The following is a 13,630-nucleotide window of genomic DNA, read 5'->3' as shown; positions in this document are numbered from 1 at the left end:
ATGGGAGCACGAGGAGACGATGGACGAGCTGACCACGCGCGAGGCCGCCGAGCGGCTGGGCGTGAAGCCCGAGACCGTCTACGCCTACGTCAGCCGCGGCCTGCTGAGCAGCCGCAAGGCGCCCGGGGGCCGCGGCAGCCTGTTCGACGCCCGCGAGGTCGACGCGCTCGCCCGCCGCCACCGCCGCCCGCACGCCGCCGTCGCCACCGCCGCCGGGGAGGACGGCGAGACCCCGGCCGGCACCCCGGTCCGTACGGGCATCACGCTCATCGAGCGCGACCGCTACTTCTTCCGCGGCGTCGACGCCACCGCCCTGGCCGCCGCGTACGGCTACGAGGAGGTCGCCGACTGGCTGTGGACCGGCCGGCTCACCCCCGGCATCCGCTTCACCGCCCCGCCCGAACTGATGGCCGCCGCCACCGCCGCCGTCGCCGCGCTCCCCGTCCACGCCGGTCCCGTCGACCGGCTGCGCGCCGCCGTGGTCGCCGCCGCCGCGGCCGACCCGCTGCGCTTCGACCTCGCCGACGACGCCGTCCGCGCCACCGCCCGCGGCCTGGTCGCCACCATGGCCACCGCGCTCCCCCCGGCCGGCCGCGCGCACGGCCCGTCCGCCCCCGTGGCCCGGCGGCTGTGGGCGCGGCTGACCGCGCTGCCGCCCGACGCCGACTCCGTACGCTGCCTGGACACCGCGCTCACCCTGCTCATCGACCACGACCTGGCGGCCTCCACCCTCGCCACCCGCGTCGCCGCCTCCGCCCGCGCGCACCCGTACGCCGTCGTCACCACCGGGCTCGGTGCCCTCGACGGCCCGCTGCACGGCGCCGCGAGCGGCCTCGCGCACCGCATGCTCGCCGAGGCACTGGCGCGCGGCAGCGCGGCCGCCGTGGTCTCCGACCACCTGCGCGCGGGCCGGCGCGTGCCGGGCCTGGGGCACCGGCTGTACGCGGGCGAAGACCCGCGCGCCGAGGTGCTGTTCGCACTGCTGGACGGGATCCCGCGGGCCGCCACGGCGCTGGCCGCCGCCCGGGAGGTCGCCGAGATCACCGCGCGGCACGTGTCCGTACGGCCGAACGTCGATCTGGCGCTCGCCGTGCTGTCGGTATCGGCGGACATGCCGGCGGAGGCGGGCGAGACGGTGTTCGCGGTGGCGCGTACGGCCGGGTGGGTCGCGCACGCGCTGGAGGAGTACGCCGAGCGCCCCCTGCGCATGCGTCCGAGCGGCCGCTACACCGGTCCGCCCCCCGAACAACCCCTCCCATAGGGAGCGTTACGGATCATGTGAACGGCTCCGTTACATGCTCGCAATGACCGGGGCGGCGACACGCGCGTAGACCGGTGGCAGGATGCGCATTCCCAGCAGCACATCACCAGCGCAGACCTGCCCAGGAGGCATCGTGTCGTACCGCCCCCCGCTGCCGCTCATAGCCATCGGCGCGGCGGCCGTACTCCTTGCCGGGTGCAGCAGCACCGAGAAGTCCGGGCAGAGCGGCGAGGTGTCGCTCGTCAAGGACGGGAAGCTGCTCAACTGCACCGGACTGCCGTACGAGCCCTTCGAGTACAAGGACAAGAAGAGCGGTGACATCGTCGGTTTCGACATCGAGCTGATCGATCTCGTCGCGAAGGAACTGGACGTCAAGCAGGAAGTCATCGACACGCCCTTCGAGGGCATCGAGTCCGGCGCGGTGTTCGCCTCCAACAAGTGCGACCTGTCCGCGGCCGGCATGACCATCACGGAGGAGCGGAAGAAGAAGTTCGCCTTCTCCGACCCGTACTTCGACGCCACCCAGGCGCTGGCCACGAAGAAGGGTTCCGGCTTCGACTCGCTGGAGGCGCTGAAGGGCGAGCGGCTCGGCGTGCAGATGGACACCACGGGCCAGATGTACGCGCAGGACAACGCCGAGGGTGTCGAGGTCAAGGACTACGAGGACCTCGGGCTCCAGTTGCAGGCGCTGGAGGGCGGGCAGATCCCGGCCGCGATCAACGACAACGGTGTGCTCTACGACTGGGTCAAGGACCGCCCGGACTTCGAGGTCTCCACCGAGTTCGACACCGGCGAGCAGTACGGCATCGGCGTCGGCAAGGACAACAAGGAACTGCTGAAGAAGATCAACGACGTCCTCGCCAAGGCGAAGGACGACGGCACGTACGACGAGATCTACCAGAAGTGGTTCGGCGAGGCGCCCCAGTGAAAGAGCCCGGCACAACGCGCGGCGGCAGGTCCCTGACGCGGCGGCAGCGGATGAAGCTGGCGCGCGGCGCGCAGTACGGGGTGCTCGCCGCCGCCGCCGTCGCGGTCGGCCTGCTGGCCGACTGGGGCGAGGTCAAGGACGCGTTCTTCAACCTCGACGTCGCGCAGGACCAGTTCCCCGACGTCCTCACCACCGCGCTCGTCAACACGGTCACGTACACCGCGCTCGGCTTCGTCTTCGGGCTGGCGCTCGGGCTGCTGCTGGCCCTGATGAAGCTGTCGTCGGTGCCGCCGAACCGGTGGCTGGCGACGGCGTACATCGAGTTCTTCCGCGGCGTGCCCGCACTGCTGGTGTTCATCGCCCTCGGCTACGGCGTGCCGCTGGCCTTCCAGGTGAACATCAACCTGCTCTTCACCACCATGCTCGCGCTCGGTCTGGTCGGGGCCGCGTACATGGCGGAGACCATCCGCGCGGGCATCCAGGCGGTGCCGAAGGGGCAGTTGGAGGCGGCCAGGTCGCTGGGTATGTCGCAGACGCGGGCGATGATCACGATCGTGATCCCGCAGGCGTTCCGGATCGTGCTGCCGCCGCTGACGAACGAGCTGATCCTGCTCACCAAGGACTCGTCGCTCGTCTATGTGCTGGGGCTGGCGGTGGACGAGCAGGAGCTGACGAAGTTCGGGCGCGATGCGCTCAACGACAACCTGAGCCTGACGCCGATCCTCGTCGCGGGGCTGTGCTACCTCATCATCACCATTCCCCTCGGGCACCTCGTCCGGCGGCTAGAGGCGAAGGCGGCGAAGGCCAGGTGACCACGGTGGACAAGGCCACGGACGAGACCGCGCCTGAGGGGCCGGCCATCAGCGTCGAGGGGCTGCACAAGTCCTTCGGCGACCTGGAGGTGCTCGGCGGCATCGACCTGACGGTCGCCCGCGGCGAGGTGGTGTGCGTCATCGGCCCCTCGGGCTCCGGCAAGTCGACGCTGCTGCGCTGCGTGAACATGCTGGAGGAGCCGAGCGCGGGGCGGATCAGCGTGGCCGGCGCCGAAGTCACCGACCCGGACGTCGACATCGACCGGGTACGGCGCCGGATCGGCATGGTCTTCCAGTCGTTCAACCTCTTCCCCCATCTGACGGCGCTGGACAACCTGACCATCGCGCAGCGGCGGGTACTCGGCCGCAGCCGGTCGGAGGCGGAGAAGGTCGCGCGGGCCAACCTGGTGCGGGTGGGGCTCACCGACAAGGAGACGTCGTATCCGGCGCAGTTGTCCGGCGGGCAGCAGCAGCGGGTGGCGATCGCACGGGCGTTGTCGATGGAGCCGGAGCTGATGCTCTTCGACGAGCCGACCTCGGCGCTCGACCCGGAGCTGGTCGGCGACGTGCTGGCGGTGATGCGGCATCTCGCGGACGAGGGCATGACGATGCTGGTGGTCACGCACGAGATGAGCTTCGCGCGGGAGGTGGCGGACCGGGTGGTGTTCATGGACGAGGGCGCCATCGTGGAGCAGGGGGTGCCGGAGCAGGTGATCGGCAACCCGCAGCACCGGCGGACGCGGACGTTCCTGGCGCGGGTGCTGGACCCGGCGGCGGCGGAGGTCGCGGAGCTGTAGGGGCGGTTTCGGCGGGCGTCCGGGGCCCCTGTTGCTGCCCGGGGCTGTTCCGCTGCGTCCGGGGGCTGACGGAGTACTGCCCTGGGGCTGTTCAGGGACCGTTCAAGGGCCGTCCGGTCAGGGCGCGGTCGGTTCGCCGTCGAACTCGTCGAAGAAGCTGCTCACGGCCGCCGAGGCGTCGTACGCGTCACTGCCCGTGCCGCTGAGGTGCCCGCCGAGCAGCGGGTCGGGGGTGCCCGGCCAGGCGTGGCCCAGGGACGCGACGGCGACGAGGCGTACGGGTTCGCGGCCTGCGGCGTCGCGGTGGCGGAACTCCGTGACGCCGGGCGCGGGTTCGGTCCGTACCGGCTCCGCCGCGCAGCCCGCGGCTTCGGCCCAGCGGGCGACGGCGTCGGGCACGGGCTCGTCCCAGCGAGGGCCGGCCGCGCCGTGGTACGGGTTGGTGTCGTCCCGTAGACCGTGCACGGCGAGCAGCGGCGGAGCGGTGTCGCCGGGGCCGCCCGGGCGGCGGACGCCGCCGACGCAGGCGACCGACGCGAGGCGGTCGCCGAAGGCGACGGCGGCCTGGCTCGCGAGGCGGGCGCCGCCGGAGAAGCCGGAGAGGTGGCGGCGGGCGGGGTCGAGGGGGAGCATGCCGTCGAGGGTGTCGAGCAGCGCGGCGAGGAAGGCGACGTCGTCGACGTCGGCGGCCTCGTCCCGTATCCGCTCCTCCCCCGCCAGCGGCACCCCGGGCAGGGACCAGGCCCAGCCGGCCTGGTAGGGCAGCACTCCCTGGGGCGCCGCGACGGCGTATCCGCGCGCGGTCAGCTCGCCGAGGCCGCTGCCGCGGAGTTGGGCGGCGGGGCCGAGTCCGCTGGGGTGCAGGTCGACGACGAGCGGCGCGGGGCGGACGGCCGTGTTCGTGCCGGTGCCCGTGCCGGGCTCAGGCTCGGGGCGGAGCAGCAGGAAGCGCCGGCGGCGCCCGCGAAACGTCAACTCGTGCCGCTCGGCTCGCCGTACGGTCTCCGCCCGGGTCGTCATGATGATCGATCCTACGGCGGGGCGTCCTGCGGCGGGCCGCGGCCTAGGAGATCCCCTCCGGCAGCAGCTCGGTGGGGATGTCCTCCGGGCTCAGGCCGCTGGGCAGGTCGTCGAGGTCGAGGTCACTGGGCAGCAGCTCGGTCGGGATGTCCTCCGGGTTCAGCCCGCTGGGCAGATCCTCGGGGTCCAGGCCGCTGGGCAGCAGCTCGGTCGGGATGTCGTCGGGGAGCTTGGCGTCGTCCGGACCGGCGGACGGGCTCTCCCTGGGCGGCGGCTGGCAGGAACACGGCACGTTCTCGTCGTCGCCGCCGCTGACGAGCGCGTACGTCACGCCGACGCCGCCGGCGAGCACCACGACCGCCGCGGCCACCGCGAGCCACCGCTTCTTGTTGCCGCCGTCGGGCGGCGGGGGCGGGGCGGGCCAGTGCTGGGTGCTGCTGCCGAGCGGGGGTGTGTGGTCCGGCGGCGGGGCGTCTGCGGGCGGCGGGTAACTCATGGCCCCAGCTTCACCCGCGGGGGCGGCGGAAGGGATGGCTCCGCCGGCCTCGTGACAGGGTTGCGACACTCCGCCGCCGGTCAGAGGGCCAGGGGCCCTGTACAGGCGTGCCGGGTCCCGTACGCGACCGGTGGCGCCGGGGGTGGAACCGGCGACCGCGCTACAGGCATGCACCCGGCGTTGTCCGAGGGGCGGCCTACCCTGGGGCGGGCGCGTGGGGACATCGGGGGCGTGGAGGACAGAAGGGGCCAGGGGGCCGAGGGTCAGGGGGCCAAAGGACGCGGGGCCAGAGGAACGCGGGGCCAGAGGGACGCGGGCCGGAAAACGAGGGGCCCGGGGACCAGGGGACGGGGGCAGACGGGACTGGGGGAGTGGGGGTGTGTACGGGCCGGTTCGCCGGGGCCGTGGGCCCCGGTGACGCGGCCCGTACGCCGCCCCGCCTGGGTCAGACGCCCAGCAGGTGGTCCATCGCCAACTGGTCCAGGTGCTCGAAGGCCATCCCGCGCCGCGCCGCCGCCTCCGGGTCGAAGTCCTCGTACGCGCCGCGGTCCGCGAGCAGCCCGGCGAGGCCGGAGTCGTCCGCGGTGGGCTGCGCCAGCTCGTCCAGGCGCGAGGCGCGCAGCGCCTCCTGGACCGCGGGGTCGGCGCGGAACGCGGCGGCGCGCTCCTTGAGGATGAGGTAGTTGCGCATGCAGCCCGCGGCCGACGCCCACACGCCTTCCTTGTCCTCGGTGCGCGGCGGCTTGAAGTCGAAGGTCTTCGGGCCCGCGTAGCCGGCCGTCTCCAGCAGGTCCACCAGCCAGAACGCGGCCCGCACGTCTCCGGCGCCGAAGCGCAGGTCCTGGTCGTACTTGATGCCGTTCTGGCCGTTGAGGTCGATGTGGAACAGCTTGCCGGCCCACAGCGCCTGGGCGATGCCGTGCGGGAAGTTGAGCCCGGCCATCTGCTCGTGACCGACCTCTGGGTTGACGCCGTACAGCTCGGGGCGCTCCAGCCGCTCGATGAAGGCCAGCACGTGGCCGACGGTGGGCAGCAGGATGTCGCCGCGCGGCTCGTTGGGCTTGGGCTCGATGGCGAACTTGAGGTCGTAGCCCTGGCCGGTGATGTACTCGCCGAGGAGGTCGAACGCCTCCTTCATCCGGTCGAGCGCGACGCGCACGTCCTTGGCGGCGCCGGACTCGGCACCCTCCCGGCCGCCCCAGGCGACGTAGACGCGGGCGCCCAGCTCCACCGCCAGGTCGATGTTGCGGATCGTCTTGCGCAGCGCGTAGCGGCGGACGTCGCGGTCGTTGGCGGTGAAGGCGCCGTCTTTGAAGACGGGGTGGGTGAAGAGGTTCGTGGTGGCCGCGGGGACGGTCATCCCGGTGGCGTCGAGCGCCTGCCGGAAGCGCTTGACGTGCGACTCGCGCTCCGTCTCGGAGGCGCCGAAGGGGATCAGGTCGTCGTCGTGGAACGTGACGCCGTACGCGCCGAGGTCAGCCAGTCGGCGGACGCTCTCGACCGGGTCGAGAGGCGCTCGGGTCGCCTCGCCGAAGGGGTCGCGGCCCTGCCAGCCGACGGTCCACAGACCGAAGCTGAACTTGTCCTCGGGGGTGGGGGTATACGACATGACGGCTCCTTCGGCGGATCTATTTCGTAAGGCCGCTTTACAAAATAGGATGCCGACCGGGTCGGAGGGAAGAGCCGGCCCACGAACGAGTCGCGGAGGACACAGCATGGGGCCCCTCGTCATCGGCGTCGACAGCTCGACGCAGTCCACCAAGGCGCTGGTCGTCGACAGCGAGACCGGGCAGGTCGTCGCGCACGGCCAGGCCGCGCACGCCGTCAGTACCGGCGGCCGGCGGGAGAGCGATCCGGAGCAGTGGTGGGAGGCGCTCGGCGCCGCGCTGGCCGCCTGCGGCGAGCCGGTCCGCGAGGCGGCGGCCCTCGCGGTGGGCGCGCAGCAGCACGGGCTGGTGACGCTGGACGCCGGCGGGCGTCCGGTGCGTCCCGCGCTGCTCTGGAACGACGTGCGCTCCTCGGCCCAGCGCGACCGGCTGGTCACGGAGCTGGGCGGGCCCAAGGGCTGGGCGGAGCGCACCGGCAGCGTGCCGGTCGCCTCCTTCACCGTCACCAAGTGGGCCTGGCTCGCCGAGCAGGAGCCGGACTCCGCCGCCGCCACCGCCGCCGTCCGGCTGCCGCACGACTACCTCACCGAACGGCTCACCGGCGAGGCCGTCACCGACCGCGGCGACGCCTCCGGCACCGGCTGGTGGGACGCCGCGACGGAGACGTACGACACCGAGACCCTGGAGCACGTCGGCCTCTCCCCCGACCGGCTGCCCCGCGTGCTGCGGCCGGGTGAGGCGGCCGGCACCGTACGCGCCGACGACCTGCCCGTACCCCGCGGCGCCCTCGTCGCCGCCGGCACCGGCGACAACATGGCCGCCGCCCTGGGCCTGGGCCTCGCCGCCGGGCAGCCGGTGCTCAGCCTCGGCACCTCCGGCACCGTCTACGCCGTCTCCGGGCACCGCCCCGCCGACCCCACCGGTACCGTCGCCGGCTTCGCCGACGCACGCGGCGACTGGCTGCCGCTGGCCTGCACCCTCAACTGCACGCAGGCCGTGGACCGGATCGCCGCGCTGCTCGGCCGCTACCGCGAGGAGGTGCGGCCCGGCGGCACGGCCGTCGTGCTGCCCTTCCTCGACGGCGAGCGCACCCCCGACCTGCCGCACGCCTCCGGCCTGATCCACGGGCTGCGCCACGACACCACCCCGGGGCAGGTGCTCCAGGCCGCGTACGACGGCGCGGTCCACGCGCTGCTGACGGCGCTGGCGGAGGTCTCCGGTCCGGACGCCGACCCCGACGCGCCGCTGCTGCTCATCGGCGGCGGGGCGCAGGGCGCGGCGTGGCGGGAGACGGTACGGCGGCTGTCCGGGCGGGCGGTGCAGGTGCCGCGGGCGCAGGAGCTGGTCGCCCTCGGCGCGGCGGCGCAGGCGGCGGGGCTGCTGCTGGACGAGGACCCGGCGGCGGTGGCCCGGCGCTGGAGCACGGCGGAGGGGCGCACGTACGAGCCGGTGGAGCGGGACGACGCGACGCTGGAGCGGATCGGCGCGGTGCTCGCGGACGCGGGTACGCTGCTGCGCCGGGCGGGCTGAGGGGACGTACGGACCGGGCGGCCGGGCGCGTACGAACCGGCCGGTGCGGGGCGGCGGATCGGGCCGGACAGCGCCGCGCGAGCGGCGCCGTCCGGCCGCGTACCGGAGCGTCGGTTCAGCCCGCGCGGACGAGCGTCACGCCCGCCGCCGCGCAGCGTCCCTCCAGGTCGGCCGGCGCCTCCGCGTCGGTCACCAGCGTCCAGCCCCGGGGCAGCCGGGTCCAGGCCGGGGCGTCGTCGACGGCCAGCTTCGTCGCGTCGGCCAGGACCACGACGCGGTGCGCCCGGGCGGCGACGCGCTCCTTGACCGCCGTCTCCTCCAGCGTCGGCTCGCCGATGCCGCGTTCGGGGTCGACGGCGTCCGCGCCGAGGAACGCCACCGAGAACGACAGCCGGTCCAGCGCCAGGTCGGTGAGGGGACCGACGAGACCGTGGCTGAGCGGGCGCACGCTGCCGCCGAGCATCACCACGTCGATGTCGGGCGCCCCGGCGAGCAGTTGCGCCGTCTCCAGGCCGCGGGTGACCACGACGCTGCCGCCCGCGTGCGCGTCGGCGTCGAGTAGCTGGCGGGCCAGCGCGGCGCACGTGGTGCCCGCGTCGACGAACACCGCGCCGCTCTGCGGCACCAGCGCGAGCGCGGACTCCGCGATCGCGGCCTTCGCGTGCAGCCGGACGAGCGCGCTCTCCCCCACCGGCCGCTCGGGGAACGCCTCCGGCACCACCGCGCCGCCGTACGTACGCGTCACCCGGCCGCCCTCGGTGAGCCGGCCCAGGTCGCGCCGTACGGTCGACGGCGACACGGCGAGCGCCGCGGCGAGCTCCTCCACCTGCGTGGTGCCTTCGCGGAGCAGCCGCAGCAGGGCTTCGTGCCGCTCGCGCGTGCCGCGTCGCGCCGTCGGGTGGGCCACACGTGCCTCCGTCTGTCGTGTCCGCCCGCCGCGGCGGGTCCCGTGGCGGGCGGGGTGGGTCAGCCGTACGTCCGGCGGATCCGCTCGGCGAACGGGCTGTAGTCCACGCCCGCGAGATACGCCGAGAGCATTGTGCCGTGATCGGCGCGGCCCGTGCCCGCGATATCGAACGCCGTGCCGTGGTCGACGGACGTGCGCAGGATCGGCAGCCCGACGGTGACGGAGATGGTGCCGTCGAAGTCGTAGGTCTTGGCGGGGATGTGGCCCTGGTCGTGGAAGTGGGACAGCACGCCGTCGTAGCGCCCGACCAGGCCCTGGTGGAACACCGAGTCCGCGGGGACGGGCCCGCTGACGTCCAGGCCCTCGGCGCGGGCCGCCTCGACGGCGGGGGCGATGTGCACGATCTCCTCGTCGCCGAACGCACCGTTCTCGCCGCCGTGCGGGTTGATCGCGGCGACGGCCAGCCGGGGCGACTCGGTGCCGAAGACCTGCAGCGCGGTGACGGCCTCGCGGATCGACTTGCCGACGCGCTCCGCGGTGATCTGGTCGAGCGCGGTGCGCAGCGCGACGTGCCGGGTGGTGAAGAAGATGCGCAGGTGGTGGCCTTCGGCCGCGGTGTTGCGCACGACGAACATGGTGTCCTGGCGGGTCACGCCGGTCAGCTCGCCGAGCATCTCGGTGTGGCCGAGGTGCTTCGAGCCGGCCTTCCAGATGGCCTCCTTGTTGATGGGACCGGTGACGATCCCGGAGACCCGGCCGTCGAGCGCGGCGCGGGTGGCGACCTCGATGGCGGTGACGGCGGCGCGGCCCGCGCGGGCGTCGACCTTGCCCCACTCCGGTACGTCCGCGCCGAGTTCGCCGGTGTCGAGGACGTCGATGACGCCGGGGCCCGCGGGCTCGGTGTCGAAGCCGCTCACCGCGCGCACCTCGACGTCCAGGCCGGCGGCGCGGGCACCGCGGCGCAGCGCCTCGGCGTCGCCGACGGCGATGCCGTGGTGCCCGGTCTGCCCGGCGACCTCGGCGAGGGTGCGCGCCGTGATCTCCGGGCCGATCCCGACGGGGTCGCCCAGGGTGACGGCGAGGACGGGGCGGGTCATCGGTGGTTCCTCCTCGTGGTGCGGCGGCGCGGCGCGCTCGCCGTCCGGTGTGGTGCGGTCGGCCCGAACTCCTCGGGCCGGTCGGTGTGCACGGGGCTCAACGGGTTCACAGTGTGCTCGGGTGGCCGGGGCTCACGGGGTCAACGTCTTGTGGCGGTCGGAACGTGCCGCCGGGCGGCGGCCGCGGCCCGGCGCAGATGGGCGACGCAGGCGACGGTGGTGTCGGCGCCGCCGATCAGGCCGCCCTTGGTGACGACCGGCAGCCCGGCCCAGTCGCCGCCGACGAAGCTGCCGGCGACCGCCAGCGGCTCCAGCTCCTCCTCGACGTCGAGCCCGGCCGCGCCCAGCGCGGCGAAGAGGGCGGCGGAGACATCGCCGCCGGTGGCGAAGAGGCCGTCGACGGGCTGCCGTTCCAGGGCGGTACGGACCGTACGGGCCAGCTCCGCCGGGAGCCGGGCGGCGTCCGCGGGGTCGAGGGCGACGACGTCGGCCTCCTCCAGCACGGTCGCGAGCAGCACGACCTCGCCGGGGCCCGCGGCGGCCAGCTCCGCCGCCAGCACCTCGGCCGTGGCGGCCGGCTCGGGGACGGGCGAGCCGGGTGCGGTGACGGGGCGCACGACGCGCACCGGCTCGGCGGCCTGCAGCCGGGCGAGCTGGGTGCGGGTCAGCGCGGTGGCGGAGCCGGAGACGGCGAGCACCGGGGCGCCCGCGGCGCGGCCGGTGATGCCGAGCGCACGGGCCAGCGCCACCGAGCCGGGCCCGGAGTCGACGCCGGTCCACACGATCTCGTCGCCGCCGGCGGCGACGGCCGCCGCGGCCGTGCGCTCCAGGTGCTCGACGGTCAGCGCATCGGCGACGATCACCTCGGCGCCGTCGGCGACGGCCTTGTCCAGATGGGCCCGCAGCGTCCCGGCCTCGGCGGTGACCACCGACAGCGGCACGCGGGCGATCCGCAGGTCCGCCTGGCGGCGCAGCAGCTCCGCGATGTCCGAGGTGGGCACGGGCGAGCGCGGGTCGCGGGCCAGCTCGGTCTCCTCCAGCCGGGCTCCGTCGAGCAGTTGGGTGCCCTGCACGGTGTGCCGGCCCGCCTCGGGGTGGGCCGGTGCGCACAGGGCCACGGCCCGCCGGCCGGAGGCCGCGCGCACGGCCTCCAGCAGGGCTTCGGTGGAGGCACCGACGTTGCCGCGGAGGGTGGAGTCGACACGGTTGCTGACCAGCTCGGCCGGCCAGCCGGCACGTACGGCCTCGGCCACCCGGCGCGCCGCCTCGGCGGGCGCGCTGTGGCGGCTGTCGGTGCTGACCACCACGGCGTCGAACCGCTCCGCGAGACCGGCGAGGACGTCGGGACCCTGGTCGGCGCCGACGGTCACGGCGCGCAGCCCGGCCCGGGCGAAGCCCGCCGCCGTGGCGTTCGCGCCCGTCAGGTCGTCAGCGGCCACCAGCACGGCCGCCCGCCGGCCCGCACCCCGCCCGGGGGCCGGCCCTTTCTTCGGGCCGGCCGCCGCTCCGCTCGTCCGGCCTGTCATAGAAAGGTGCTCGCTACGAGCAGCAGCGGCAGCGAGCCGAGCCACACGGCCGTGGTGATGCCCGACCAGCCGCGGATGGCGGCGACGCCGTCCAGGCCGGTGAAGCGGGTGACGACCCAGAAGTAGGAGTCGTTGAAGTAGCTGAAGACCATCGAGCCGGCGCAGCAGGCCAGCGCGGCGAGCAGCGCGGAGATCCCGAGACCGTCGACGAGCGGTGCGGTGACGGACGCGGCGGTGATCATCGCCACCGTGCCGGAGCCCTGGGCGACGCGCACCAGTGAGGCGATGAGGAACGGCACCAGCACGCCCGGCAGGCTCCAGGACGAGATGGCCTCGGCCAGCTCGTCGCCCACGCCGGTGTCGCGCAGGACCTGGCCGAGCGCACCGCCCGCGCCGGTGATGAGGATGATCAGTCCGGCGGACGCGGCAGCCTCGGAGAGCCAGCCGCCGACCTGGGTGCGGGTCGTCCAGCGGGGCAGCAGCACGTAGACCGCGAGGACGATGCCGATGAGGAGCGCCACGACGGGGCTGCCGATGAAGGCCAGGGCCTTCGGCAGGGCCGAGGGCTCGTACTCGTCGGAGCCGATCGCGTCCTGGCGGTTCTGGTCGATGGCGGAGGCCACGGTGTTGGCGACGATGAGCAGCAGCGGCACCAGCAGCGGCAGGACGGCGAGGCCGGGGGTCATCCGGTGCGGCTTGGCGCCGGGCGGCGGGGTGCCGAGGGCGGCGGCCGGGTCCGGCTCCGGCTCCGGGTCGGCAGTGTCGTCGGCCTTGGACAGGTCGGCCGGCGCCCCCGCGGAGCCCGAGCCGCCGCCGACGCCGGCGGGGACCGCGGCCTTGCCGTACACGGCCTCGCGGACCTCGTCCGAGATCTCGCTCTCCAGCTTCGGCCCCATCCAGCGCGCGTACCCGATCACGATGGGCAGCAGCACCACGGAGAAGGCCAGACCCGCCAGCACCAGCGCGCCCAGCTCGGCGCCGAGGATGCCGGCCACGCCCAGCGGGCCGGGCGTCGGCGGGACCAGGTGGTGCGTGAGCGTCATGCCGCAGCCCAGTGCGAGCGCGAGCGTCACGTAACCTGCGCGTTTCACGCGGGCTATGGAGCGCGCGAGCGGGTTCATGATCACGTAGCCGGAGTCGCAGAACACCGGAATGGAGACGACCGCGCCGGTCGTGCCCATCGCCCACGGCTCCCGGCCCTTGCCGAACGCCCGGACGAACATCCTGGCCAGCGCGTCCGCGGCGCCGGAGACCTCCAGGATCTTGCCCAGGCCCACGCCCAGGCCGATCACGATGCCGATGGACCCCAGCGTCGTGCCGAAGCCCGCGGTGATCGAATCGAGGATTTCCGTGGCGGGCGCGCCCGCGACGAAGCCGGTCACCAGCGAGGCGACGAGCAGTGCGACGAAGGCGTCGAGCCTGGTGCGCAGCACGATGACGATGATCGTGGCGATACCTAGCACGAGCGCCGCCAAGAGCTGAAGATCCACGCCGATCCTCCTCCGACTTTGCTGTGGACGTCCGTTCGGACACGCACATCATGCATCCGCAACCTGCGTGAAACAAGCAGTCCACTCAAGATTTTCTGCGCAGTCCGCGCAACTCGCGGTTTCGGGCCTGCCCCACATGCTCCGGTACCGCGCCGCCAG

Annotated in this window: 12 protein-coding genes; 5 read left to right on the top strand and 7 right to left on the bottom strand. The window is 74.3% G+C overall.

Going from position 1 to position 13,630, the window contains the following annotated elements:
* Positions 1–19 precede the first annotated feature (19 nt).
* The 4 genes from ABGA99_RS03305 (at position 20) to ABGA99_RS03290 (ending at position 3,798) form a co-directional block, all read left to right on the top strand.
* A complete protein-coding gene (locus ABGA99_RS03305) occupies positions 20–1,261 on the top strand; it encodes a citrate synthase family protein (protein ID WP_347577036.1) in 1,242 nt (413 codons plus the stop codon).
* A gap of 133 nt (positions 1,262–1,394) precedes the next feature.
* Entirely contained in the window at positions 1,395–2,189 is a 795-nt protein-coding gene (locus ABGA99_RS03300; RefSeq protein WP_347576882.1) for a basic amino acid ABC transporter substrate-binding protein, read from the top strand.
* Between the two features lie 50 nt (positions 2,190–2,239).
* Positions 2,240–3,001, top strand: a complete 762-nt coding sequence (locus ABGA99_RS03295) for an amino acid ABC transporter permease (RefSeq protein WP_347576881.1) — start codon at positions 2,240–2,242, stop codon at positions 2,999–3,001.
* Positions 3,002–3,006: 5 nt separating this feature from the next.
* On the top strand, positions 3,007–3,798 hold the full coding sequence (locus ABGA99_RS03290; protein ID WP_347582220.1) for an amino acid ABC transporter ATP-binding protein: 792 nt from the start codon (positions 3,007–3,009) through the stop codon (positions 3,796–3,798).
* 117 nt (positions 3,799–3,915) lie between these two features.
* Here the strand turns inward: ABGA99_RS03290 and ABGA99_RS03285 are convergent, their stop codons facing one another.
* The 3 genes from ABGA99_RS03285 to xylA form a co-directional block, all read right to left on the bottom strand.
* Complete coding sequence (locus ABGA99_RS03285; protein WP_347582120.1) at positions 3,916–4,818, bottom strand: hypothetical protein; 903 nt, start codon at positions 4,816–4,818, stop codon at positions 3,916–3,918.
* 43 nt (positions 4,819–4,861) lie between these two features.
* A complete protein-coding gene (locus ABGA99_RS03280; protein ID WP_347582119.1) occupies positions 4,862–5,314 on the bottom strand; it encodes a hypothetical protein in 453 nt (150 codons plus the stop codon).
* Positions 5,315–5,759: 445 nt separating this feature from the next.
* Positions 5,760–6,923: a xylose isomerase gene (gene xylA / locus ABGA99_RS03275; protein ID WP_347576878.1), complete on the bottom strand. Its 1,164-nt coding sequence runs from the start codon at positions 6,921–6,923 to the stop codon at positions 5,760–5,762.
* Positions 6,924–7,029: 106 nt separating this feature from the next.
* On the opposite strand from xylA, the gene xylB reads away from it, so the two are divergent.
* Positions 7,030–8,451 carry a xylulokinase gene (gene xylB, locus ABGA99_RS03270; protein WP_347576877.1) on the top strand — a complete coding sequence of 474 codons (1,422 nt, stop codon included), beginning with the start codon at positions 7,030–7,032 and terminating at the stop codon, positions 8,449–8,451.
* A gap of 115 nt (positions 8,452–8,566) precedes the next feature.
* Here xylB and ABGA99_RS03265 read toward each other — a convergent pair whose 3' ends face one another.
* The 4 genes from ABGA99_RS03265 to ABGA99_RS03250 all read right to left on the bottom strand — a co-directional run bounded on the left by ABGA99_RS03265 (position 8,567) and on the right by ABGA99_RS03250 (position 13,471).
* Complete coding sequence (locus ABGA99_RS03265; RefSeq protein WP_347576876.1) at positions 8,567–9,358, bottom strand: DeoR/GlpR family DNA-binding transcription regulator; 792 nt, start codon at positions 9,356–9,358, stop codon at positions 8,567–8,569.
* A 59-nt stretch (positions 9,359–9,417) separates the two neighbouring features.
* Positions 9,418–10,455, bottom strand: a complete 1,038-nt coding sequence (gene pdxA, locus ABGA99_RS03260) for a 4-hydroxythreonine-4-phosphate dehydrogenase PdxA (protein WP_347582118.1) — start codon at positions 10,453–10,455, stop codon at positions 9,418–9,420.
* A gap of 140 nt (positions 10,456–10,595) precedes the next feature.
* On the bottom strand, positions 10,596–11,894 hold the full coding sequence (locus tag ABGA99_RS03255) for a four-carbon acid sugar kinase family protein (protein ID WP_347582117.1): 1,299 nt from the start codon (positions 11,892–11,894) through the stop codon (positions 10,596–10,598).
* Between the two features lie 83 nt (positions 11,895–11,977).
* Positions 11,978–13,471, bottom strand: coding sequence for a GntP family permease (locus tag ABGA99_RS03250; RefSeq protein ID WP_347582116.1), 1,494 nt, complete (start codon positions 13,469–13,471; stop codon positions 11,978–11,980).
* Positions 13,472–13,630 lie beyond the last annotated feature (159 nt).

Source organism: Streptomyces sp. B5E4, assembly GCF_039871555.1.
Taxonomy (GTDB): domain Bacteria; phylum Actinomycetota; class Actinomycetes; order Streptomycetales; family Streptomycetaceae; genus Streptomyces.
The sequence above is the reverse complement of the archived record's forward strand: the minus strand, read 5'-3'. Positions and strand labels throughout refer to the sequence as shown.